The 25,382-nt window shown below is 44.4% G+C and carries 19 protein-coding genes; 9 read left to right on the forward strand and 10 right to left on the reverse strand.

Annotated features, from left to right (window positions below):
- Positions 1 to 579 precede the first annotated feature (579 nt).
- The gene (locus VKA52_RS11635; RefSeq protein ID WP_326315766.1) at positions 580 to 1,515 is read right to left on the reverse strand and encodes an NADP-dependent oxidoreductase; all 936 of its coding nucleotides are present in this window, start codon (positions 1,513 to 1,515) and stop codon (positions 580 to 582) included.
- 114 nt (positions 1,516 to 1,629) lie between these two features.
- Between VKA52_RS11635 and recQ the strand changes: the two genes are divergently transcribed.
- The 3 genes from recQ to kynB are packed head-to-tail and all read left to right on the forward strand — an operon-like array spanning position 1,630 to position 5,712.
- The gene (gene recQ / locus VKA52_RS11640) at positions 1,630 to 3,771 is read left to right on the forward strand and encodes a DNA helicase RecQ (RefSeq protein ID WP_326315767.1); all 2,142 of its coding nucleotides are present in this window, start codon (positions 1,630 to 1,632) and stop codon (positions 3,769 to 3,771) included.
- A 19-nt stretch (positions 3,772 to 3,790) separates the two neighbouring features.
- Positions 3,791 to 5,068 (forward strand): kynureninase, encoded by a 1,278-nt coding sequence (gene kynU, locus VKA52_RS11645; RefSeq protein WP_326315768.1) that lies wholly within the window; start codon positions 3,791 to 3,793, stop codon positions 5,066 to 5,068.
- Positions 5,069 to 5,079: 11 nt separating this feature from the next.
- The gene (gene kynB, locus VKA52_RS11650; RefSeq protein ID WP_326315769.1) at positions 5,080 to 5,712 is read left to right on the forward strand and encodes an arylformamidase; all 633 of its coding nucleotides are present in this window, start codon (positions 5,080 to 5,082) and stop codon (positions 5,710 to 5,712) included.
- Positions 5,713 to 5,803: 91 nt separating this feature from the next.
- On the opposite strand, the gene VKA52_RS11655 is transcribed toward kynB, so the two are convergent.
- From VKA52_RS11655 to VKA52_RS11665, 3 genes are all read right to left on the reverse strand, one after another.
- Complete coding sequence (locus VKA52_RS11655) at positions 5,804 to 7,333, reverse strand: BCCT family transporter (RefSeq protein WP_160910796.1); 1,530 nt, start codon at positions 7,331 to 7,333, stop codon at positions 5,804 to 5,806.
- 157 nt (positions 7,334 to 7,490) lie between these two features.
- Positions 7,491 to 7,664, reverse strand: a complete 174-nt coding sequence (locus tag VKA52_RS11660; protein ID WP_202412332.1) for a hypothetical protein — start codon at positions 7,662 to 7,664, stop codon at positions 7,491 to 7,493.
- 62 nt (positions 7,665 to 7,726) lie between these two features.
- Positions 7,727 to 9,205, reverse strand: coding sequence for a phytoene desaturase family protein (locus VKA52_RS11665; protein ID WP_326315770.1), 1,479 nt, complete (start codon positions 9,203 to 9,205; stop codon positions 7,727 to 7,729).
- Between the two features lie 347 nt (positions 9,206 to 9,552).
- On the opposite strand from VKA52_RS11665, the gene VKA52_RS11670 reads away from it, so the two are divergent.
- From VKA52_RS11670 to asnB, 3 genes are all read left to right on the forward strand, one after another.
- A complete protein-coding gene (locus tag VKA52_RS11670) occupies positions 9,553 to 10,143 on the forward strand; it encodes a sigma-70 family RNA polymerase sigma factor (RefSeq protein ID WP_326315771.1) in 591 nt (196 codons plus the stop codon).
- Positions 10,125 to 11,288, forward strand: coding sequence for a hypothetical protein (locus tag VKA52_RS11675; RefSeq protein WP_326315772.1), 1,164 nt, complete (start codon positions 10,125 to 10,127; stop codon positions 11,286 to 11,288). Before VKA52_RS11670 ends, VKA52_RS11675 begins: the two co-directional genes overlap by 19 nt.
- An 87-nt stretch (positions 11,289 to 11,375) precedes the next feature.
- Entirely contained in the window at positions 11,376 to 13,259 is a 1,884-nt protein-coding gene (gene asnB / locus VKA52_RS11680) for an asparagine synthase (glutamine-hydrolyzing) (RefSeq protein WP_326315773.1), read from the forward strand.
- A gap of 41 nt (positions 13,260 to 13,300) precedes the next feature.
- Here the strand turns inward: asnB and VKA52_RS11685 are convergent, their stop codons facing one another.
- From VKA52_RS11685 to VKA52_RS11695, 3 genes are all read right to left on the reverse strand, one after another.
- Positions 13,301 to 14,548, reverse strand: coding sequence for an aminopeptidase (locus VKA52_RS11685; RefSeq protein ID WP_206947450.1), 1,248 nt, complete (start codon positions 14,546 to 14,548; stop codon positions 13,301 to 13,303).
- 130 nt (positions 14,549 to 14,678) lie between these two features.
- The gene (locus VKA52_RS11690) at positions 14,679 to 16,574 is read right to left on the reverse strand and encodes an ABC-F family ATP-binding cassette domain-containing protein (RefSeq protein ID WP_326315774.1); all 1,896 of its coding nucleotides are present in this window, start codon (positions 16,572 to 16,574) and stop codon (positions 14,679 to 14,681) included.
- A gap of 175 nt (positions 16,575 to 16,749) precedes the next feature.
- The gene (locus VKA52_RS11695; protein ID WP_160910792.1) at positions 16,750 to 18,171 is read right to left on the reverse strand and encodes an alanine/glycine:cation symporter family protein; all 1,422 of its coding nucleotides are present in this window, start codon (positions 18,169 to 18,171) and stop codon (positions 16,750 to 16,752) included.
- A gap of 834 nt (positions 18,172 to 19,005) precedes the next feature.
- On the opposite strand from VKA52_RS11695, the gene VKA52_RS11700 reads away from it, so the two are divergent.
- From VKA52_RS11700 to VKA52_RS11710, 3 genes are all read left to right on the forward strand, one after another.
- On the forward strand, positions 19,006 to 20,118 hold the full coding sequence (locus VKA52_RS11700; protein ID WP_160910791.1) for a Fe(3+) ABC transporter substrate-binding protein: 1,113 nt from the start codon (positions 19,006 to 19,008) through the stop codon (positions 20,116 to 20,118).
- Positions 20,119 to 20,311: 193 nt separating this feature from the next.
- Entirely contained in the window at positions 20,312 to 21,922 is a 1,611-nt protein-coding gene (locus VKA52_RS11705; RefSeq protein WP_326315833.1) for an ABC transporter permease, read from the forward strand.
- Between the two features lies 1 nt (position 21,923).
- The gene (locus VKA52_RS11710) at positions 21,924 to 22,646 is read left to right on the forward strand and encodes an ABC transporter ATP-binding protein (protein WP_206948553.1); all 723 of its coding nucleotides are present in this window, start codon (positions 21,924 to 21,926) and stop codon (positions 22,644 to 22,646) included.
- A gap of 39 nt (positions 22,647 to 22,685) precedes the next feature.
- Here the strand turns inward: VKA52_RS11710 and VKA52_RS11715 are convergent, their stop codons facing one another.
- The 3 genes from VKA52_RS11715 to VKA52_RS11725 form a co-directional block, all read right to left on the reverse strand.
- Positions 22,686 to 23,207 (reverse strand): acyl-CoA thioesterase, encoded by a 522-nt coding sequence (locus VKA52_RS11715; protein WP_089653695.1) that lies wholly within the window; start codon positions 23,205 to 23,207, stop codon positions 22,686 to 22,688.
- Positions 23,208 to 23,272: 65 nt separating this feature from the next.
- Positions 23,273 to 24,604 carry a sensor histidine kinase gene (locus VKA52_RS11720; protein ID WP_326315775.1) on the reverse strand — a complete coding sequence of 444 codons (1,332 nt, stop codon included), beginning with the start codon at positions 24,602 to 24,604 and terminating at the stop codon, positions 23,273 to 23,275.
- Positions 24,601 to 25,287 (reverse strand): response regulator transcription factor, encoded by a 687-nt coding sequence (locus tag VKA52_RS11725; protein WP_160910788.1) that lies wholly within the window; start codon positions 25,285 to 25,287, stop codon positions 24,601 to 24,603. The genes VKA52_RS11720 and VKA52_RS11725 overlap by 4 nt, the downstream gene beginning before the upstream one ends.
- Between the last annotated feature and the right edge of the window lie 95 nt (positions 25,288 to 25,382).

A 25,382-nucleotide genomic window follows, 5' to 3' on the forward strand; every position in this document is an offset into this window, starting at 1 on the left:
TCAGCTTGTGTGGTTATGAGAAGTGAATGATGTAAACTCTATCCCATTGACGTTTAGCAAACGCAAATGCTTGATACAACACACTATACGCCTGCCTAGGGGGGAAGAATTGGAACCTTCCTAATGAATACAGGTGTTCTATCACCCACTTCCCTCAACCATTCATGCTACCCCTTTTAGAATTAGTTTCGAGACACTTATAAGGTAAAGGGGCGGAGGGAAACGGTGAGACTCCTATGGGACGTGTGGGACAGGTGAGACCCCGGAAGGCGGAGCCTGAGGAGACTCACCGCCCGCCCCATGGAAAGTGTTCAAATGCGGAATCGTCCTGGTAGACATGACTGGCATAAGCAGAAGAGCAACGGAATGTGTTTTTCATTCCTTTGCTCTTCTGCTTATGACGCGAGTGTCTGGACGATGGAGCAAGACGAACCTTTTCCCGGAGCCCCTAGAATCACACGAACATCTCGAAACTGAGTCTTCAAAAATAGGGAGCTTTTGTGAAGGTTGTAGTTGGGTGAAAAAACGGACCAGGTCATCCTTTTGGGGGTGACCTGGTCCTGTGTGAAGGTGTAAATCCTATTTAATGTTGATGACAATTTTACCTTTGGCATGGTGAGTTTCGCTGACGCTGTGAGCTTCTTTCAATCCTTCTTCACTAAGGTCAAAGCGGTGCCCGATGACAGATACCAAATCTCCATCCTCCATCATGGAAGCAAGCTTGGCTAATTGATCTCCGCTCGGCTCAAGCCAGACAAATCCGCCTTTCACTCCATGTTTGGCAGCGAGGTCTTCATCCGGTGGCTGGACAATAGATGGAAGACGTCCGCCTTTTTTCAAGACAGAAAAGCTTTTTTCCTGAATTTCTCCACCAAGGGTATCGAGGACAATATCGTAGTCACTCAATACTTCTGAGAAATCCTCTTCTTTATAGTTTATAAAACGGTCAACACCCAGCTTCTCTACCCACTCCTGGTTCTTGCCGCTGGCTGTCGCTGCCACATAAGCCCCTTTTTGTTTTGCAATTTGAATGGCATAGTGGCCGACACCTCCTGAACCTGCATGGATGAGTACATGATCCCCTTCTTGAATGTCACTAAAGTCCACTAAGCATTGCCATGCAGTAAGACCTGCCAATGGCACGGCAGCCGCTTCCTCAAAAGAGACATTCTCAGGAAGATGGGCCAACAGGTGTTCATCCACTGCTGTGTATTCTGCATACGTTCCTTCTCGTGTTGTATCGGGACGGGCAAAAACACGATCGCCTACTTTGAATTTATCCACGGAGGAACCAACCTCTGCGACGATCCCTGCAGCATCCCATCCTAAAATGATAGGAAATTCAAAGTCCAGCATTTCTTTCAAGTAACCTTCCCGAAGCTTCCAGTCAATCGGGTTGATGGATGTGGCGTGCAATTCCACAATGACCTGGTTCTCCTTTGGAACCGGGCGCTTCACATCTTTTTCTACTAATTGTTCTTTATCTCCATATTGCTCAATAACAATGGCCTTCATCTTACAATCGCTCCTTTATTTAGAGGTATGACTTCTATAGTTTTCCCCACAGTTTTCACGTGAAACATGATAAGATGTGGGAGAAAGAAGATTATGTATAAAAGGATGATCACGATGATTCAACAGGCCGAAAAAATTCTCCAACAATACTACGGTTATCCCTCCTTCCGTCCTGGTCAAAAAGAGGCCATCACTCATGTGTTAGATCAAAAAAATACGTTGGCTGTCATGCCGACAGGAGGCGGAAAATCCCTCTGTTACCAAATCCCCGGACTCACTCTGCAAGGAACAGCGATCATCATATCCCCATTGATCTCTTTGATGAAAGACCAAGTGGATGCCCTCCTTTCCTATGGGGTAGCCGCTACTTATATCAACAGCTCCCTTTCTCCTACAGAGCAGCAACAAAGGCTCAGAGATATGGAAAAAGGCCGCTATTCCTTCGTGTATGTCGCTCCTGAGCGGTTCGACTCACCCAATTTCCTGGCGGCAATCAACAGCATATCTCTTTCCTTAATTGCTTTTGATGAAGCCCATTGTATTTCCCAATGGGGGCATGACTTTCGTCCCAGCTACCGGTCGATTGTCCCCACCCTGAAGAAAGTCGCAAACCTCCCTGTCCTTATGGCACTAACGGCTACAGCCACCCAGGAGGTAATCAGAGACATTAAAGAGTTGATTGATGTCGAAGATGAAAATGTCATTAATACAGGTTTCGCAAGGGACAACTTGTCTTTCCGTATTATTAAAGGCCGTGACAAACGAGAATTCATCAGCGAATACTTGACCCAGATTCCCAATGAATCCGGCATTATTTATACGGCTACACGAAAAGATGCCGACCAGCTTCATTACCTTTTAACCAAAAAAGGGTTTGCGGCTGGAAAATATCACGCAGGGATGACAGAGAATCAAAGAAAACAGGCCCAGATGGATTTCGTTCAAGATGAAGTGACCACGATGATTGCCACCAATGCATTCGGGATGGGCATTGATAAATCAAACGTCCGTTACGTCATCCACTATTCCATGCCAATGAATATTGAGTCTTATTACCAGGAAGCTGGTCGTGCCGGCCGTGATGGAGAGCCTGGTGATTGCGTATTGCTTTTCTCCAGTCAGGATATCAACCTGCAACGTTTTTTGATCGACCAGTCACCCAATGAAGAAAAGAAAAAGGATGAGTACACAAAGCTACAGGCCATGGTAAATTACTGCCATACTCACTCCTGCCTGCAGCAATACATCCTCGACTACTTTGATGATCCGACGGACTCTGAGCCATGTGGAAAGTGTACGAACTGCACCCACGATGGTGAAGAGCAGGATATGACAAAGGAAGCGCAAATGGTATTGTCCTGTGTAAAGCGTATGGGCGAAAGGTTCGGAGCCGGTCTTACAGCTAAGGTGCTCAAAGGCTCTGCTGATCAAAAGGTGAAGCAGTTCCGTTTCCAACAATTATCCACCTATGGCATTATGCCGAATTATACAGAAAAAGAATTGACTCGCTTCATTCAGTTTTTAACCGCAGAAGGCTATCTATCTACAGGCGAAGGACGTTATCCTTCATTAAAGCTGACAAATGAAGCCGTCTCTGTCATTAAAGGGAGTCAGCCTGTCCTTATGCTTGTTGAATCCACAACGAAAAAACAGAAAACAGAATATAATGAGCAATACTTCGAAGAGTTGCGACAGTTACGTAAAACGATTGCCGATGAAAGCAACCTTCCCCCTTACGTCATCTTTTCGGATGCCACACTTAAAGACTTGACCATCTATCTCCCGGAAAGCAAAGAAGAAATGATGAACATCAAAGGAATTGGAGAGCAGAAATTCGAGAAGTATGGGGAACCTTTCCTGGAGAAATTACGGCCGTGGGCCCAGGAAACAGAAAGAAAACCTAAGCCGGTTCGTTCGACCGAACCTTCTATTCAACAAAAGGATCCGTTTGATGACCGCCCCAGCCACATCATTTCTTACGACCTTTGGAAACAAGGAAATGATGTACAAGACATCTCTAAAGAAAGAGGCATAGGCAAACAAACGATTGAGAACCATATATTCCGAGCTGGAAAAGAAGGAAATGAAATTGATTGGAATCGTTGGTTTGATGAAGAACAGGAAGGTAACATTTTGAAAGTCTATGATCAAATGGAGGAGCATAAATTGAAACCCTTGAAAGAGGCTCTCCCAGAGGGGTATTCCTACTCTATGATCAAGGCTGTCCTTGTGAAGCATAACTTAATTGATGAATGAGAGTTGAGGAGGAAGATTCATGACTAAACCTGTAATCTCAAGAGAAGATGTAAGAGCAATGGACCAGCAAGACACGCTTCAAGCGTTCAAACGTGAATTTTACCAGGAAGGTTTTTACTATATGGATGGAAATTCCCTCGGATTGCTTTCAAGACGTTCCGAGGAAACGCTCTCCACATCCCTGAACGATTGGAAAAAACATGCGATCGGCGGATGGACCGAAGGAGAAGAACCCTGGTTTTATATGTCAGAGAAAATCGGAGCTTTGACCGCTCCTCTCATCGGGGCGAAATCGGAAGAAGTGATTAATACCGGTTCTATTACATCCAATATCCATCAATTGCTGGCAACCTTCTATAAGCCAGAAGGAAAACGCACGAAAATCCTTGCAGATGAACTAAACTTTCCGTCTGATATTCATGCGATCAAGAGCCAGATCCAGTGGCACGGGTTAGCGCCTGAAGAACACTTGATCCGTGTGCAAAGTGAAGATGGCTATACATTATCAGAAGATACCATCATTAAAGAAATGGACGAAGACATCGCTGTTCTTCTCCTGCCTTCCGTTTTGTATCGCAGTGGTCAACTACTAGATATTGAAAAAATAACAAAGGCCGCTCACGAATATGGCATCATCGTCGGCTTTGATCTTGCCCACTCAATCGGTGCTCTTCCTCACCGCTTGAATGAATGGGGCGTCGACTTTGCCGTCTGGTGTACGTATAAGTATTTAAACAGTGGACCTGGAGGCGTCGGCGGACTGTATGTGAACGAAAAGCATCTCGGCAAGAGTCCAGGTCTTGCAGGGTGGTTCAGTTCAGACAAAGACAAACAGTTCGATATGAGCCATGAACTAACACCAGCAGAATCCGCAGGTGCTTTTCAAATCGGCACCCCCCATGTACTCAGTTCTGCACCTCTCTTAGGATCACTCGAGCTCTTTGAAGAAGCAGGGATCGAACGAATTAGAGAAAAATCATTGCAGCTTACCCGTTTGTTGATGGACCTTGTTCACCAGGAACTATCAGGGTACGGCTTCAAAATCGGTAATCCTTTGAATGATGAACACCGAGGTGGCCATATCTGTCTCATCCATGACGAGGCCGCAAGCATCTGTAAGGCTTTAAAACAAGAAGCCATCATCCCGGACTTCCGTTCACCGAACGTCATCCGCCTTGCACCGATTGCTTTTTATACGTCATATGAAGATGTATATGAGGTGGTTTCACGCTTGAAAGACATCCTGGAGAATGACAAACAAAAGCAGTTTAAAAATGAAAGAGATACCATCGCCTAAGGAGGTTTTTAATGATGAAATTCATTGATATTACCATGATATTGAACAACGAAACGCCTCCCTGGCCAGGAGACGAGCCCTTTGAATACAAGCTGACGTGGTCCATGGAGGATACGGGCTCTGTCAATGTTGGCCAATTCAAAGGCAGTAATCATATTGGAACCCATGTGGATGCCCCTTATCACTATGATTCCGCCGGCTTAAAAATTGCAGACCTACCCGTCGATCGATTTTCGGGACAAGCGCTGGTTGTTCACCTAAAAGATAAACCGGCCATCACGAAAGAGCTCCTGGAAGGCGTCGACTTGAGTAAGGTAAGTAAAGTGTTATTCCGAACAGACAGTTGGAAAGACCGTACCCGCTTCCCTGATCCATACACGGTCATCGGTGATGATATCGGTCCATTTTTAAAACAACATGGCATAGACCTGATCGGAATCGATACTCCTTCTGTTGACCCTGAAACGAGTAAAGAGTTAAAAGGACACCACACCCTGTACCGAAATGACATCTTGATTCTTGAAGGGATCAACCTTTCTCAAGTGTCATCAGGAGTTTATGAGCTTTTTGCTTTTCCATTGAAAATGGAGCAGGCTGATGGCAGCCCCGTCCGTGCCGTTCTGCGAACTGTTGAGGCTATCTAATCCCCCACTCCACTTGTGGGGCGGTTGTTTGGTTCTATATATAAAAAAATGCCCGGGAGGCTTTCCCGGGCATTTTTTTATGAGAAAATATTTATTTTTTGGTGATTCGTTGGTCAATAGCCATCTTCTTCGCTACTTTTGGTGCAAGCCAGATCATTGGCAGTAGAAGAATGGATACTGGAACAGCTGTAACAACAATGAAGTTTTGCAGCTGAGTAATACCACTGTCGCCTGTGATTAACAGAATGACAGCGATCGCGCCCATCAATACGGCCCAGAACACTCTAAGCCAGCTTTGCGGGTTCCCTTCTCCTGTGACGGCCATGGCAATCGTGTAAGACATGGAGTCACTCGTCGTTACAACGAAAAGAATCGTTAATAACAGGAATAACGGAGAAATGATACTTGCTAACGGGAATTGTTCAGTAATGGCGAACATCGCTGCTGGATTACCTGCTTCATTCAATGCGTTGGATACAGATCCAGGGTTGTTCAATTCAAAGAAGATTCCTGATCCGCCAAGGACCGTAAACCAAAACGTAGAAATAACTGGTGCAAAGACAGATACAGCAATGATAATCTCTCTGATTGTCCGACCTCTTGAAATACGGCTGACAAGAATCGCCATCATCGGTCCATACCCGATGAACCATCCCCAGAAGAATACTGTCCATAGAGACAGCCAGCCTTCATCGCCTCGATACGTACTCATCGGAATGAATTGATCGACATAATATCCGAAGCCTGCCAGGAAGTGGTCAATGATGAAACCACCAGGTCCAAAGATGACGATAAACGCCATCAACGCAATCGCCATTCGGACGTTGAAGCTACTTAAAATCTGAATTCCCTTATATAAACCTGTAACTGCTGAAATCGTCGATATAACTACAACAGCAAAAATAATGGAAAACTGTGTGCTGAACTGATTAGGGATTCCGAAAATTTCCTGAAGTCCGTAACTAGCCTGAAGACCAAGGAAGCCAATCGGTCCGATCGTCCCTGCTGCTACAGCAATAACAGAGAAAGCATCAATAATCGTACCTAACCAGCTGTGACGCAATTTTTCACCGAAGATCGGATAAAGCAAGGTTCTAGGTTTCATCGGCATGCCTTTATGATAGTGACCATACATCATGACGACAGCACTGATTGTGCCAAGAATGGCCCAAGCAAGGAAGCCCCAGTGCATAAAACTTTGTGCCAATGCCGGATTGATCGCTGCTTCTGTCCCAGCTTCAATTCCACCCGACTGGGATGGGGGCACAGTCAGGAAGTGCCACATCGGTTCAGCAGCAGCCCAGAAAACGCCTCCGCCGGCCAAGAGGGTTGCCATAATGATGGATAGCCATTTGTATAACCCTATTTCTGGCTTCTCCATATCCCCCATTCTGATTTTTCCATAACGTGAAAAAGCTAAATATAAACCAACAACGAACGTAGCAAGCATGAGCACTTGCCAGAAAGCACCGAAGTACTTGGCTGACCATGCAAAGCTGTCACTGACGATCATTTCAATCAAATCAATATCAATAAGTGCAAGAATAACGAAAAGGACCAATAATCCTCCGCTTATTACAAATACCGGCCAGTCGATACGGCCTGTGTTTTTATTTTCCATAGTTGTCTCCTTTAATTCATAGTGTGTTGGAATGCACAATGTACAACTTTATCACTCTTATTATTATGGTGTAAAGCTATATCCTTTATCCTTTAGTGTATTGTTTTTTAAAAGAAACGCATGAAAAAGGCGACCCCTTGAAAGAGATCGCTTCTCTTTAATCTTCTTTGGACTCGACTTTATGATCTTCCTGTCTGTTCTGGCATTCCTTGCAAAGATTGATTTCTCTCTCTTCTTTGATTTGAAGCGGTTTGCCACAGCGCTGACACTCATCGTAGTTATTCGGGTTGGCTTGGAATCCCGGCATTTCGTTACTTCCATCGTTATACATACAAATTCATCTCCTTTATCTTTCACCTTTTCTTTTCTTATTCCCTAATCACTTTTCATTAATCATCTCGTCATTTCCTTTGCGGCTGTCATCCCTGACAAGGTTACTCCAAGTGTCCCGGCCCCTGGAAAAACTGTATCCCCGCATTGATAAACGTCCGGAATGCCGGTGCGGATGGAGTAACTGTTCAGCCAGCTATATTTCCCCGTCGGTGTGTACCCTCCTACCTTTCCACCTTTTCTTCTCAACCACTTTTGAAAAGTAACCGGTGTCCCAGGAAGAACGATGTCTAACTTTTCTTCAAATCCTGGGAAGTAAAAATCCACCGTGTTCAGAAGGCGTTTTTTCATGTGTTCCTTATCCGCTTCATATTGATCAGAGTTCCACCAGTTAGAAAGAGAGGTGTGAGTAGAAATGGTCAATGACCGCTTTCCATAAGGCGCCATCTTCAAATCCCCGGGATGGGATAAAGACATTAAAAACTGTCCCCCATCATGGAGTTCGTCCGGGTGGTCAGGGTCAATAAACTGATGATACAAAACCTCAGACTCTTCAAAAACCGTCCCATCCACACCTCCATGAATGATAAAAGCTCCCCATGTATCCCTTTTTTCTTCTTTTAATGATTGTATATAGGATTGTTCACCTAACTCGTCTGATACCGTATCATGGAAATTATGAACAGAATTGTTTAACAGCACCTTTTGAGCTCGAAAGACTTGATCACGCTTCGTATGAAATTCAAAATGCCTGCCGCTTTTCTCTACTTTGTGGATAGGGTGACGCATATAAATATCGTTCCCTGAATCCTTGATGAATGACGCCAAACGCTCGGCAACAGAAGCAAGACCTCCATGTACAGCATAAGCGCCTTTATGAAACGTTTGTAACGCAGCATAGCCTAAAAATGCAGGGCAATATTCAACGCTTGTTTGAACACTATCCATTAACTCCCCATTCAAAAACACGCGAAAAAGATGATGATTATGAAGCCCATACTTCTTCAAGCGATCTTCTATCGTCTGGCTCATGAAGGGAAGAAGTTGCAATGAATTCTTGTTTACTAAAGGGACGACACGCGTCATGTCTTTTATTGTTCGTGGAGGAAATACTGGAAGGTCTTCCGTTAAACGATCAACCATTGCTCCCACTTTATACACTTCATCATAGAACGATTGGATGGCAGAAGATTGTTCTGGAAAAATTCGTTGGATCTCATCATACCAACGGCTTCGCTCACGATAATAGTGGATGGTGCGGTCCGGCATGTGGATATCCATGATGGTATCTAACAAGGTCATGTCAGGAGGATCAATTTTTAATTGATCGAAGAGTCGGCGAAGAACCCCTCCCTCTTCAAATCCCATACCAAGGGTGGCACCGGACTGAAAACGGTATCCGTTTCGTTCAAATTTCCCTGCACTACCCCCAAGTTCATTAGAGGCTTCAAAGACGGCCACTTTCATTCCTTTTTCCGCGAGGGAAGCTGCAGCTGCCAGCCCTCCGAAGCCTGCACCTACAACTCCAACATCATAAATCATCCGCACACCTCCCTCCTCTTCTTTTCCCCCATCTCCATGATTTTAGGCGTGGCTGATGTTCTTGAAGGATATGGATATAACGGGATTGTGAAAGACTCCATTTCAAGATTTTTTTAAGTGGAAGAGGGCTGCGGGGAATAACTCGCTTTCCACGGTAGCGCGGTGAGCCTCCTTAGGGCGGAAGCTCGCCACTACCCACAGAAAAGCGAGTAGTTTCTCAGCAGCCCCTGACGCTCAACTGAAGCAACGCCTCCCGTGTATCTTGAAACTGAGTCTTCAAAAACCGGGAGTTTTAAGGGAATAAGTAGATTTTTTGAAGGAATTTGTATTATTGCAGACCTTAGGTCATGAAATATCGTCTAATGAAAGAGAAAGGAGAGGAAAGCCTGGTGTCCGGACTTATACAAAATCAGTACACACGCGAAGAAGCGGTTGAGTACGTCATGGACCAATACGGAGAATCATTGAAAAGAACCATTTTTACATATGTGAAGAATCACCATACCACAGACGATATTTTTCAGGAAGTTCTGTTGCAGATTTATCGAAAGTGGGACAGGTTCAACGGAGATTCCCAATTGAAGACATGGGCGATGAGAATCGCTATCAACCGATGCAAAGATTATTTACGCTCCCCTATTCACCGCATTAAAATCGCTACCGATAAATGGCGCGATCAAAAAGATCCGAACTATCCAGAGCAAAAAGTCGTCCAAAAGGAACAGTGGGATGAAATAGCAGGGGTCATCCTTGACCTTCCTATTAAATATCGAGAAGTAATGATTCTGACCTTCCAACAAGATATGACGCAGAAACAAATTGCTGAAGCGACCGGCACACCTCTAAGCACGATCAAAACAAGGATGCAACGCGCACGTCAACTGCTTAGAGAAAAAGCAGATGAAGGAGGGATAGACCCGTGGATCATCAACGAATAAAAGAAGCCATCAACCGCCAAATTGGGGAGGATCCTTTATTCACAGATAAAGATAAAGAGCGCTTTTATAAAAACAAGCCAAAACGCCGGCTACGATTCCCTGCTGCTCCGAAAATGGTTACGGTCCTTCTTGCTTTCCTTGTTTTGAGTGGGTCCTTTTATACCTTTGTAAAGACCGATTGGTTTGAACAATCCTCTTCACCAATGCAAGATGAAAAAGATCCAACAGAAGAAGCCCCCCCTGCACCTGACCCGGTTCCAGAAGAACCCACTCATGTAAAGGTGGAAAAACTAAAGGAAGTCATTACCTCTATGCCGAGTAAAAGCAAGGCCAAAGTGGTCATTGAACAATTCCATGGAGTCGAAGCAGAATTCGAACGTTTTACAAAAGAGAATGACACCGATGGGAGAAAGGTTAATTTGTTGGAAGTTTATTATTCCTTTGACCGTCACAATGAACCGGGAGATTCTTCCGCGTACATTGGTCCTATGCCTCCAACAAAAGAGGCTTTTGAACGCGGAGATGTAGAAATTTCCTTGAAGCTCGACTGGGTGGAATCTGAAAATCGGGATTACCTGAATGAAGCAACACTTCTTTATCTATCAGAAGAAGGTGATCTGATAGAAGAGAACTATACTGCAACCGGTCATCATCGAGACTTCATTAAGGTCAAGAACCCGGATGAACCTGTGGTCATGGACGATTTAATCCTTCGGTCCATCGCAAGGTCCGTAGGGAAAGAGCCGGGAGCTATTACTAAGCGTGATCTCCTGTATTTAGAAGATTTGACGATTAACGCTTCCCATTTATCCGGCATCTATGAAGTGGACGAAGACATTGAATATTTTAAAGCGATGCAGTCCCTTTTCGTGCTTAAGCTGAATCAAGCCATCATACCAGGAGAGTTATTAAAAGAAGTTCCTCACTTGGATCAAGCGACCTTCATCGGTCCGACCGTCGACGATTTGAGTCGGGTCAAAGAAGGCCTGCAAACCATCACGTACTTGAATTTGATTAATTCCTCCTTTAGAGGTACGGCTGAAGACATTCTTGAACTGAAATCTTTGAACATCGTCAGGGTCGACCCTTCGGTTGTTCCTAATTACGAAGAATTGCAATTTGAAGGCATGGATGTTCGCTGGTAATAAATAAAAAAATACGGAGTCCTCTTCCAAACCACGGAGGAGGTTCTCCCTGCTTTCGGGTGTAGGATTCTAAAAAGGAGGCATCACATGTGTGGAATAGTCGGAATATTCAATCATAAAGGCATTGAAAATCCTTCCTTTATTCAGGAAATGATGGCGAAAATCCATCATCGCGGACCAGACAATCAAGGTTCATACACAAATGGAGAGATCAGTTTCGGATTTCAAAGACTCACGATTATCGATGTTTCTGAAAATGGCAATCAGCCGATGTTTAGTGAGCATGAACGATATATGATGGTCTTCAACGGGGAGATCTATAATTTTCAAAGTTTGAAAGAAGATTTACTTCTAAAGGGGCATACGTTTCAAAGTCAGGCGGATAGTGAGGTTGTCCTTCATGGATACGAAGAATATGGTCCTGAGATATTGCAGAAGTTACGAGGCATGTTCGCTTTTTCTATATGGGACAAGGTGGAAAAACACCTCTTTCTTGCGAGGGATCCTTTCGGCATTAAGCCGCTTTACTATACAGAAGAAACGACAGACGGATCCTTCTTGTTTGGGTCAGAAATCAAATCGTTTCTTCCCCATCCGGGGTTTCGCAAATCCTTCAATCATGAAGCTTTACAACCCTACCTTACCTTTCAATATTCGGCTATGGAGGAAACCTTTTTCGAAGGCGTATACAAACTGTCCCCTGGCCACTATATGATCCATGATGGGAAAAACTTTAATATTCAACGATACTGGGAACCTTCTTATTCTGAGGAAATCACTGATGTAAGCCAAGCCATTGAGAAAATCCAGGACGTGATAGAGGATTCCATCTGTCATCATAAAATCAGTGATGTAGAAGTAGGCTCCTTCCTATCTGGTGGCATTGATTCAAGCTATGTGACAAGTTTATTGAAACCGAATAAGACATTTTCGATCGGTTTTGAAGATTATGAAGGCATGTTTAATGAAACAACACTCGCTCAAGAGTTATCACAAATGATAGCAGTCGAAAACCATAAACGGTTCATCACAGCGGAGGATTTTTTCCAGGCGGTGCCCACCATACAATATTATATGGATGAACCCCACGCCAACCTTTCTTCCGTCCCTCTTTTCTTCTTAAGTGAATTGGCTAAAGAACATGTGACGGTCGTTCTCTCCGGAGAAGGCGCCGATGAACTTTTCGGAGGGTATGATTGGTATAAGAGCAGTCCGGAGCAGAAGGTTTACGAGAAAGTACCGTTTATGCTTCGCAAGTCCATTGCCACTATTACATCGAAGCTCCCTAAGAACAGGATCACTACCTTTTTAACGAGGGGTGGAGAGAAAATTGAAGAAAAATTCATCGGGCATGCCAAAGTCTTCCGTCCAGAAGACGCTCACTCAGTCCTTAAACCCGCTTATCAACAGAACCTTAAGCCCGCAGATCTTTTATTAAAGACGTACGCCAAAGTTTCAGGAGCCAATGATTCGACGAAGATGCAATACGCCGATCTTCACCATTGGCTCCCTGGGGACATCCTTCAAAAAGCTGATAAAATGAGCTCCGCTCACTCTCTTGAGTTACGCGTTCCTTTTCTAGATGCAGAAGTAATGGAAGTCGCTTCCTCCCTCGCTCCTTCTTTAAGGGCGAATGGCAAGGACACGAAATATGCCCTGAGGGAAGCCGCTAAGTCTGTACTCCCTGAAGAATGGGCAGACCGTAAAAAAGTCGGTTTTCCTGTCCCCATCCGGGATTGGTTAAGACAGAAAAAATACTATGACTTAGTAAAAACCTCTTTAACTTCCGAAACTGCTCAGCAATTTTTCCATACGGATGTATTAGTTCAGTATTTGAACGACCATTATGAGGGGAAAGGAAATCATCATCGTTACATTTGGACCGTCTATGTGTTTCTTCAATGGTATGACATTTACTTTGAAAAAGAGATGCACTTCCACGAAGAAGACATTCAGCTCGCTTATGCATAAGAAAACCGGCAGTTTCTTAAAAGCTGCCGGTTTTTGCTGTTTTATTCAAATGTAATAGCCCAACTTCCTTGGCGCATGACGGGTTCTGTCGTTCCGTCAGCTCGTACACCATCAATATCAAGCTCACCGGACCCCATCATGAAATCTACGTGAGATAGACTGTCATTCACACCATTCTGATCAAGTTCCTTGGCGCTCATGTCTGACCCGCCTGTCATGTTATTCGGATACGCTTTTCCGAGGGCAAGGTGACAAGAAGCATTTTCATCATAAAGGGTGTTATAAAAAATCAATCCGGATTGAGAAATCGGTGACTCATGCGGCACAAGTGCCAATTCTCCAAGTCTGCGAGAACCTTCGTCTGTTTCCAGAAGGTGCTTCAGCGTTTCTTCGCCTTCTTCTGCTGTGAAATCAACAACTTTCCCTTCTTTAAACGTCAACGTGAAGTTGTCGATGACGTTCCCCCCGTAGTTCAACGGTTTCGTGCTGGAAACTTTCCCATCTACTCCATATTTATGAGGAGCTGTAAATACTTCTTCCGTCGGCATGTTCGGGTTGAATTGGATTTTTCCTTCAACGGTCTTCGAAGGTCCACCCTTCCAAATGTGTCCTTCAGGCAGCGCCACTTCAAGGTCCGTACCTGGAGCTTTATAAATCAACTTCTGGTACTGTTTTTCATTCAAGTATTCACGAGCTTTAATCAGCGTTTGATTATGCTCTTCCCATGCAGCAACCGGGTCTTCACGGTCGACACGGACGATGCTGAAGATTTGCTCCCAAAGCTTTTCAACCGCTGTATCTTCCTCTTCTCCAGGGAAGATCTTTTGTGCCCACTTAGGAATCGGGATGCTGACAATCGACCATTGGATGCGGTCATTCATCGTATAATCACGGAACTTGGACATCGCTTCTGATCTCGCTTTTGTAGCAGCTGCCACTTTGCTTGCATCGATACCTTTCAGAAGATCAGGGTCTGTGGAGCGAATGGAAAGAATGGCTGCCCCTTGCTCAGCAAAGTACGTGTATTGCTGTTTCTGCCATTCAGGGACGTCCGATAATGTCTCCTGATCTGCATGTTCATATTTCATGCGTGTCAGTTCATCATCACCCCAGTTAATATGTACATCTTTCGCTCCCATTTCGAAAGCTTTTCGTGCGACGATGCGTGTGAAATCCGCTCCAGCAATCGTAGAATTAATCATTAACAATTGATCCTTTTGCAAATTGACGCCTGTGCGTAAGGCTAACTCTGCGTATTTTTCTAAGTTTTCTTTGCTTGGCATTTTCATGATTACATTCCTCCTGTCAATGCTTGTATCCGTATTCATTATTCCATAAAACGCACGGGACTACAAAAATAAGGGGGTGATTTTCATATAAAAAAGAGTGGAAAGCAGACGCTCCCCACTCTCCTTGTCATTATTCATCCTCTACTCCCTCGACAATCAAGGAAAGCTCTTCCCACCGCTCCATTTTCGTTTCTAATTCTGTCTCGGCTTCCTCTTTTTCTTTAGAAAGTTCCTGTACACGGTCGTAGTTGGTCGCTTCTGCGGCCAGTTGTTCATCAAGAAGCTCTACCTTTTCCTCCAAAGCAGAAATTTCATCTTCGATCGTCTCCCATTCCTGCTTTTCCCGATAGGATAACTTACGCTTTCGATTCGCCCGGCGTGTATCTTCCTGAGTTGATGGCTTTTTGTTCACCTGGACCTCTTTCTTCTCATCTTTTCTCTTTTCAAGATATTCCGTGTAATTGCCGTAAAACTTCCGGACGTCTCCATCCCCTTCAAAAGCTAACAGGCGGTCAACAACACGATCCAGGAAATAACGGTCGTGGGAAACCGTGATGACCACACCTGGGAACTGATCCAGATAATCTTCCAACACACTAAGCGTCTCTGTGTCGAGGTCGTTGGTCGGTTCATCCAAGAAAAGAACATTCGGTTCACTCATGAGAACTCTAAGCAAATATAAACGACGGCGCTCTCCACCAGAAAGACGCTTAATATACGTCCACTGTTGCGGGCGTGGGAATAAGAAACGCTCCAGCATCTGTTCCGCAGTAATTTCATCTCCATCCGCTGTCGTGATGACTTCCGCTACTTCTTTAATATATTCAATGACTTTCAAATTCTCATCAAGCTCTCCATGATCCTGCGTATAATAGCCTATTTTAACAGTGGAACCGATGTGGACATTTCCGGTATCCGGTTGAATGCGTTCAGCCATAATGTTCAGCAACGTCGTTTTACCAGAGCCATTCGGGCCGATGATCCCGAGTCTTTCTCCCGGCACGACAAGATAATCCAGATGATCGATCAGAGGTTGATTCCCAAAACCGTGGGTAATCCCCTCTAACTCTATGACCTGATTTCCTAATCTTGTAGAACCAATCGCCATATCCACGTTTTCCTTCTTCGTATCAAAGGTCTCTTCCTTCATGGATTCCACACGTTGTTTGCGAGCCTTCTGCTTTGTCGTTCTCGCTTTCACACCAGCCTTCAACCAGGCAAGCTCTCTACGGAGAGTATTTTGATGTTTTTGTTCAGCTTGACGCTCCCACTCTTCTCTTTCCGCTTTTTTCTCGAGGAATGTTTCATAGTTTCCTTCATAGATATACAACCGGCTTTTATCCAGTTCATAGATCAAATTCGTCACACGATTCAGGAAGTACCTGTCGTGCGTGACGATGACGAGTGATCCTCTATAGGATGCCAAATATTCTTCCAGCCACTCAATGGTTTCATTGTCCAGATGGTTCGTTGGCTCATCCAGTAAAAGCAAATCCGCCGGCTGAATGAGAGCTTTAGCAATAGCGACCCTTTTTTTCTGTCCTCCAGAAAGTTCACTGATCTTCTTATCAAAAAACTCGATCCCTAACTTGGACAGTATCGTTTTGGCAACTGTGTTTGCTTCCCAGGCCCCTTTTTCATCCATCTTTTGCTGAAGGTCCAGCATACGTTCCTGGACTTTTGGATCCTCAGGGTGAGCCGCTAAGTCCAATAGAACTTTTTCATAGGCTCTCATAACGACCATAATCTCTGCGTCACCATGATAGATTTGCTCAAGAACGGTATTACTCTCGTCTAATTCCGGTTCCTGCGGCAAATATTCCACCGTAAAGTCCTTCGCATGATCCATATCTCCTGAATCACCACTCTCTATGCCTGCGAGAATCTTCATAAGCGTGGATTTCCCCGTACCATTCACTCCAATCAGGCCGATTCGCTGTTGATTGGATATCGTGAAAGTAAGGTCATCGAACAGATTTTTATCTCCATAACTTTTACTCAATTGATTGACTGATAGTAAACTCATTCCGCTCATTCCTTTTACTAAATATCTCTGTCCATCATATCACATATGAAAGAGTGAGAACTGATGCAGCGATTCTGGCCTCGTTTGGCGCGAACGGCATCCTATAAATGGATGCCGTTCGCGCATAAAAGAAAAAACAGCCTCTGGAACGAAATCCTGAGGCTGTTTATGTTTGTTAACCATGTTCCTTTTCTGAAGTCTGATCTCTTCTCCAGTATTCCATCCCGTCGACACCCGGGAGATGGTCTTGATAAAAGACCGGATCTTTCCCTGCTTTCTTCTGCTTACGATAGTCTTGCAGTGCAGCATATGCCACGGATGATAATCGGAAAATCGCATATAAGTTGATCAATGCCATGATCCCCATCGTCAAGTCGGCCAGTGACCATACAAGACCAAACTCAGCAATCGCACCGAACATGACCATAAACAGTACAGCTACTCTGTAAATAAAGATCGCTGGTTTACTTGTTTTGATGAATTCGATGTTCGTCTCTCCATAGTAATAGTTCCCGATGATTGAGCTGAATGCGAAAAGGAAGATAGCTATGGCAATGAAAACGGCCGCCCATGCGCCGAGTTCAGATTCAAATGCCTCCTGAGTCAGCTGAATTCCATCAAGGTCTGTTCCTACATAGTCTCCGGCAAAGAGAATAATGACAGCAGTCGCACTACAAATAAGCAAAGTATCTGTGAATACGCCCAATGTTTGAATCAACCCTTGTTTGACAGGGTGCGTGACCTCAGATGTAGCAGCTGCGTTTGGCGCACTCCCCATTCCTGCTTCGTTGGAGAATAATCCACGCTTAATCCCAATAAGAATCATACCGCCGAACGTACCCCCGGCAACTTCACGAAAGCCGAAAGCACCAGCGAAAATTTGTCCAAACATCGTCGGCACCTGTCCAATGTTCACAACCAATACGTATGCTGCAAGAATGATATAGAAAATAGCCATAATCGGAATGATGAACTGGGTCACTTGAGCGATTCGTTTTAACCCACCAAAAATAATAATAGCTACAATAAAAGTAAGAATGCCGCCAAGCAACCATTTATCCATATCAAAGGAATTTTCAAAAGCTAGACGAATCGTATTGGATTGAACAGAACTGAAAACTAATCCGTACGTAAATGTAATGGTGATTGCGAAAACAATCCCAAGTCCTCTGTTTTTCAACCCTTTTTCAATATAATAGGCTGGACCGCCTCGATACTGTTTTTCTTCAGGGACTTTATAGATTTGTGCAAGTGTACTTTCAATAAAGCTTGAGGCTCCGCCAAGAATGGCTACAATCCACATCCAGAAAACAGCGCCGGGCCCCCCGACCGTAATCGCAGCGGCCACTCCTGCTAAGTTACCCGTACCAACACGGGAGGCGGTACTAATAGCAAATGCCTGGAACGGAGACGTTCCTTTTTTGCCCTCTGCAGAAATGGATCGCTTATCAAAAAGGACCCGGAACATTTCTGGTATGTATGTAAACTGGGCAAAATTCAGTTTAATCGAAAACCATAAGCCTAAGCCGAGCAAGGCAGCAACGAGTATGGTTCCCCACATCCAGTCGTTCAGAAAAGTAAGTATATCTTCCACCATAACCTTCACCTCTTTAAGTTATATTTTTCCATATAAAGTCAGTTCCCATAATTGCTTACAAACAAACCAACAACTATAAGAACTCAACTATTTTACCATACGTGCTCCCCACCCTCTACTCCTTATCTATCAAACAACCCCCATTCCACTAACGCTCCCTTTAGTTGAATACTCAGTTTCGAGACTTTTGTTGAGTGACGGGGGCTGCGGGGAATAGCTCGCTTTTCGCGGGAGCGCGGTGAGCCTCCTCGGACTGTGGGGTCTCACCCTGCACTTTTTTCCCGCAGGAGTCTCGCCATTCCCCTCCGCCCCTTTATCATAAAAGGTCCTCGAAACCACTACTATAAGGACAGCTCGTATGATTATTAGGAAAGGATGAAAGAACAACTCGCCTAGCACAGAAAAGCCTAATCCAAAGCGTTTTCCCCCCTAACAGTTGGATAGTAGAAGACCACCAAACTTGGTACATGGGTTCGTTACACCCATACAACGAATGGTGTGGTTGGGAAGTGGCGAGACTCCCGTGGGAGAAAGGAAATCGGCGAGATCCCGCAGGGCGTAGCCCGAGGAAGCTCGCCACTCCCCCACAGGAAAGCGAGTAACTTCCCAGCCATCCCCGACGCCCAATAAGGTAACGAAGCCCGAAAACATCTCGAAACTGAGTCTCCCACAATCCTGCCATATAGCGTAATAGAATATGAAACCTTATCATCATCTAAATGAAAAAAATTCTCAATATTCACTTGACTTCTTTCCTAAATCTATTAAAATTGAATCTGGAATGAAAATCATTATCAATGATTGATAAAATTTTACATAAGAGGTGGAAAGAACATGAGAAACAAATGGTTTTTAATGAGCTTTATCCTTATCCTTTCTATGTTCGTACTTGCTGCTTGCGGCGGAGACGATCAGGAAGAAGCAACGGAATCGAATGAAGAAGAAACAACGAACACAGAAGAAAACAGCGAAGAGAACGCTTCAGAAGAAACTGGTGGAGAGGTGAACCTTTACACTGGGCGTCACTATGATACTGACCAGGAGCTTTACGACAAGTTCGAGGAAGAAACAGGCATTAAAGTCAACGTCATTGAAGGAAAAGACGATGAGTTGATTGCACGTCTTGACCGTGAAGGTGAAGCTTCTGAAGCCGATCTTTTAATCACAGCGGATGCTGGCCGTCTGCACCGTGCGAAGTCCCAAGAGCTTCTGCAGCCCATTGAAAGTGATGTATTAAGTGAAAACATTCCGGAGAAATTCCGCGATGAAGATAACAACTGGTTCGGATTGACGAAACGTGCTCGTGTCATTGCTTACCATAAAGAACGCGTAAATGAAGAAGACGTTCAAACTTATATGGACCTGACAAAAGATGAATTCCAGGATAAAGTCCTGATCCGTTCATCTTCTAATATTTACAACCAGTCCCTTGTCGCTTCTATGATTGCTACTGAAGGTGAAGAAGCTGCGAAAGAATGGGCACAAGGCATTGTGGACAACATGGCCCGTGACCCTCAAGGTGGAGACCGTGACCAGGCAAAAGCTGTAGCTGCCGGTGAAGGTGATGTAGCCGTTATGAATACCTACTACATGGGTAAAATGTTGAATTCTGAAGATGAAGAAGAAGTTAAAGTTGCGGAACAGCTAGAAATCATGTTCCCGAACCAGGATACAACAGGTACTCACGTAAACATCAGTGGTGTTGGTGTGACAGCAAGCAGCCAAAACACGGAAAACGCGAAGAAGTTCATTGAGTTCCTTTCTAAAGAGGAAGCACAAAAACAATTTGCTGAAGCAAACTATGAATACCCGGTCAACCCTAATGTAGAGCCTTCTGAGCTTCTGCAAAGCTGGGGTGAGTTCAAAGAGCAGGACATTCGTCTGAATGAACTTGGAGAGAACAACGATCGTGCAATTCAAATCATGAATGAAGTTGGCTGGAAATAATAAGAGCCCACTCCCCGCATCATGCCTTCCATGGTGCGGTTTTTTCTATACAAAACAGTTGAGAACTGTTATCATTAAAGCGGACTCAACCTTGAATGAAGAAAGTTCTCCGGCTTTTTTCATTCAAGGCTGAGCGATTGGTAGGATAAAGGACGTGTCACGCTTGAATTTGTTACGTAAGCTTCCTGGGTACATGAACATTTGGTCGATCCTCAGCCTGGCGATTGTCATTTTGATTCTCATTCCCAACATGACGATCCTCTTCAACTTCTATACACAAAAGGCTGAAAACTGGAATCACATCCAGGAATACATCTTGCCGGATTTATTAAAAAATACCGGTTTGCTTATTGTTTTCACAGGATTTTTAACCATCATCATCGGTACGAGTTTAGCATGGATCGTGTCAGCCTATGAGTTTCCTATGAAAAAGTTCTTTAAATGGGCGCTGATCCTGCCACTGGCCATCCCGCCCTATATTGCGGGGTACACATATAACGGGATTTTGAATTATACAGGCGTCATCCAAACAACATTACGAAACAATTGGGGCATTGAGGTGGATCAAGTCTATTTCAATATTCTCAATCTGCCGGGGGCCGTCTTTATATTCACGCTCTTTCTCTTTCCTTATGTGTACACGATCACAAGAGCTTTTCTAGCGAATCAGTCCGCATCACTCATTGAAAATGCCAGACTCCTCGGCCGCTCTCCAGTAGATATCTTTTTCAGAGTAGTACTCCCTATATCACGCGGAGCGATTGTCGGTGGCGTAAGTCTTGTGCTTTTGGAAGTATTAAATGACTACGGAGTGGTTCAATATTTCGGTGTACCGACGTTCAGTACAGCGATTTTCCAAACATGGTTCGGGATGAATGATCTCAATTCAGCCATCAAACTTTCGGCCACACTTATGTTTATTGTGTTTGCCATCCTTACTTTAGAAAAAGTGCTCCGTGGCCGTAAAAAATATGCATCGACAACAGCTAAAGCTCGACCCCTCCACCCTACTCAGCTAAAAGGATGGAAGGCATGGGGGGCTTTTGGATACTGTTTGTTTATTTTCTTATTAGGATTTCTCATTCCATTCGTACAGCTCGTCGACTGGATGTTATTGACTTTTGAAAAAATCGCATCTCCCGAATTTACGACACTCATTTGGAATTCACTTCTTGTCTCTTTCGTTGGTGCCTTACTGATCGTTTTGTTTGCTGTGATTATCGCCAACTTTTCCAGAATGCATCAGAGCGCCTTATCAAAGTCGGCAGCAAAAGTGACGATCTTAGGATATTCCATTCCGGGAGCCGTCATCGCTGTCGGGATCAGTACCGTTTTTATTGGTTTGGATAATGGTCTTTCTAACTTTTACGAAACTACTGGTATGGAAAGCCGCCTATTTCTGAGTACGAGTTTAGTCATCTTAATCTCTGCCTATATCATTCGCTTCCTTGCCATCGGGTACAATTCCATCGAATCCGGTTTTGATAAAATCGGCAATAAGTACACGGAAGCTTCAAGAATGCTGGGCATGAACATGACGCGTACCTTTTTCAAAGTCGATTTAAGAATGATCAAAGCTCCGCTCATCAGCGGGTTTCTGCTTGCTTTTATCGAAATCATAAAAGAACTGCCTCTCACCTTGATTTTGAGACCGTTTAACTTTGGAACGCTATCGACGAATGCTTTTAAATACGCGAGTGATGAACAAATACATGAGGCGGCTCTCGCCTCCATCATTATCGTTGTCATCAGTGCCATTGCTGTTTTTGTTTTTCATCAAGTTTTAGAAAAGGAGTCGAATTGATATGTACGTTCAAATCAAAGATCTCTGTTTTGGATATAAAAACGCAAAGAATTTGACGATCCACCATTTCAACCTTGATATCGAACAAGGAGAGATCATCTCCATTCTTGGTGAAAGTGGCAGTGGAAAGAGTACCGTACTGCGTCTTTTGTGTGGTCTTGAAACACCTTCCAAGGGAACGATAAAAATTGGAAATCAGACGATGACCGATGAACGGACGTTTGTCCTACCTGAAAGAAGAGGAATTGGCATGGTCTTTCAAGATTATGCTCTATTCCCTCATATGACGGTTTATGAAAATGTGCAGTTCGGGTTAAAGAATTGGAAAAGGAAAGAACGGAAGAATCGCGTACACGAAGTACTGGAACTGGTGAACATGAGCAGCTATGCAAAGAGATACCCTCATGAATTAAGTGGCGGACAGCAGCAGCGAATAGCTCTGGCTCGTTCCTTGGCTCCTGAGCCTTCCCTTCTTCTTTTGGATGAACCATTTAGTAATTTGGATGCAGACCTGCAAATCAAAATCAGAAGTGAATTGAAAGAAATCATTAAACAAACAGGCACGACTTCTATTTTCGTCACCCACGACCGCGAGGACTCGAGAGCGATCGCTGATCGCATCATTACTATGAGAGACGGAGCAGCCCACGATTGGGATTCTCTTTGTACAACGACCCGTCATGAAGAAGAACAGCGTCAACCTGAGCTCGTTCGGCTCAAATAGAAAAAAGCTCGGCTGCCGTTATAGGCAGCCGAGCTTTTTTTAACAGTCGCGTTTCCAAGGAAGGCTCGTACCAAACTTCTCAGCCAGCTCCTTCGATTCTTTCCTTCTGTTTTTCCTGTGTTCATGACGCTTCTGCGCATTTTCATGCAGCCACTTTTCTTCATCAGATTCAGGGTAAACCCCTGGTACCGGGGATGGTTCATTCTTTTCGTCCACGGCTACCATGGATAAGAAAGCGGTTGTGCAAACCTTTCTTTCTCCAGTCAGAAGGTTCTCTGTCGTTGCTTTGACGAACACTTCCATGGACGTATTATGTGTCCATGTGACGAATGCCTCCAGACAAATGGTATCTCCCTCAAAAACCGGCTGCAGAAAGTCGACGGAATCTGTAGATGCCGTCACCACCGGCTTTCTGGCATGTCTGACTGCTGCAATCGCTGCTACATCATCAATATGTGCCATCAGCTTTCCACCGAATAACGTTCCGTGACTATTCGTATCCGGAGGTAAAACGTGTGAACTTTTTACTGTTAATGAATCGATACAAGGTTTTGCTTCCATTGTGTATTTCCTCACTTCCATATGGAATCGTTCTCTGCCTTCTATTATACCATGTTTGGTATATCTCACTCTTTTTGACTGAATACAATTTCAAAAACTGCACCAGACGTGTCTTCCCTGTTGTAGGCATGGATCTCTCCACCACTCCGTTCAATGATTGCTCTGGATATGGCAAGCCCAAGCCCTGTTTCCCCTTCTTTTCCTTTAATAAAACGTTCGAAAAGCTGAGGTAGAAGTTCCTCTGGAATACCAGGACCATCGTCGATTACTTTTACTCGATACTGATCCTGCCCTTTCTCTGTAGTCATGATCACTGTACTCTCTGCATGTCTGACCCCATTGCTTAATATATTGATCATCGCCTGAAGGACTCGTTCCCTGTCAACGAATGTATGGTAAGAATGAATATCTTTCGTTCGCAATGCAATCCCTTTTTCCTTGGCAAGTGGATACAGCCGATCCCTCGCTTGACTAACCACTTCAGATATTTCCGTTCCTTCCGGGTTATACACATCTTCGCTGCTGTCAAGCTTGGCTAACAGGATCATTTCATTCACAATCTTTTTCAAGCGTTCGGTCTCACTCACCATGACATTCAAACCTTTTTCTGCCGCTTCTCCTTCAAACACTCCATCCCTGATCCCTTCTGCATACCCTTGAATCGACATCAAAGGCGTTTTAAGTTCATGGGATGCATTTTGAAAGAACTGCTTTTGGGAGTGGATATACCTGGAGAGCTCTGCAGCCATGTGTCTGAGACTCTGCTCTACTTCACCAATTTCTCCGGAAGCATGAACTTTTTTCACATCAGAGAACTGACGCTTTTCGATCTTTTTCACTTCTTCCTTCAATTTTGTAAGAGGGGTTACGAGACGCCAGGTCAACACATAACTCACAAGGATCGCAAGGAATAAGCCGATGAGAAAAACAACAATCATACGTGAGGCAAAAACGGATTGGACGGCTTGCAAGTCATTGAGCGGGGTTGCCATGACGAGGACTTGACTCTCATCTGAGCTCACAGGAAAGTCATAAGCCACGTATTTCTCCCCCATCGTTTCCCAAACTTCCTGATCGATGAGTTCCTCCTCATAACGTTCCACCCAGGCATACGCTACGACAGCAGGCATCGTACGGAATAATATCTCATCACTTTCCCTATCGAATAATACGATCGGGTAATTTCGGTCCTGCAACAGCTGGGAGAGTTCAGGGCTCCGCTCAGGATCCTGATCATTGATAATGTCTACCAGAAGATCTGCTCTCCCCTTAAGCTGGCGCTGTTCATCCTGAATAAGCATGTCCATGAGCAGCGAGTAGATAAAAAAGGCGGTGATCGACATAATGACGATAATTAACGTTGCAAAAGCGGCATTCAATTGATACAAAAGCTTCATGTACGCTTCTCCTTCAATCGATAGCCGTGTCCCCACACCGTTTCAATCGGCAGGTCTTTCATCTTTTTACGTAATCGCTTGATCAGGTCATCGACCGCACGATCACTGCCGTAATAATCTTCTCCCCACACTTTGATCAACAGTTCTTCACGGGCAAAGGCACGATTCTCTTGAGAAGCCAGGATTTTCAGCATCTCAAACTCTTTTGTTGTCACTTCGATCTCTTCACCTTGAAAATAGGCTTGTCTCTCCGCATCATTCAATTCAAGTTCACCAGCTACGATGGTTTCCTGTGCCTCATCTTCACTCGGCTTCATGGCTTGCCAACGTTTCAAGTGGCGCTTAGCTCTTGCCACTAACTCCCTCGGACTGAAAGGTTTGGTTAAGTAATCATCCCCACCCAGTTCCAGGCCGAGAATTTTATCTACCTCTTCATCTTTGGCTGATATAATAATTATCGGAACTTCTGAAATCTGACGTATTTTTTTACAAAACTCATAGCCATCCATTCCAGGAAGCATGATGTCCAGCACCCAAAGGTCAGGGGTCTGTTCCTGAAAAATATCCCAGGCCTTCTCTGCCGTATCTACAGCGATCACCTGATACCCTTCTTTATTTAAATAACCTTCTACAATATCTCGAATATTCGGATCGTCTTCTACCAGTCCAATCATCTGATTCATAGATGGCATCCTCCTCTATCCACATCTGCTCTTGCTTTATTCTCTCATATTTTTTTAGTTTACTCCTACATTCCACACTTTTTCCACATTTACAC

The organism is Halobacillus sp. HZG1, from assembly GCF_035818575.1.
GTDB classification, from domain to species: domain Bacteria; phylum Bacillota; class Bacilli; order Bacillales; family Halobacillaceae; genus Halobacillus; species Halobacillus litoralis.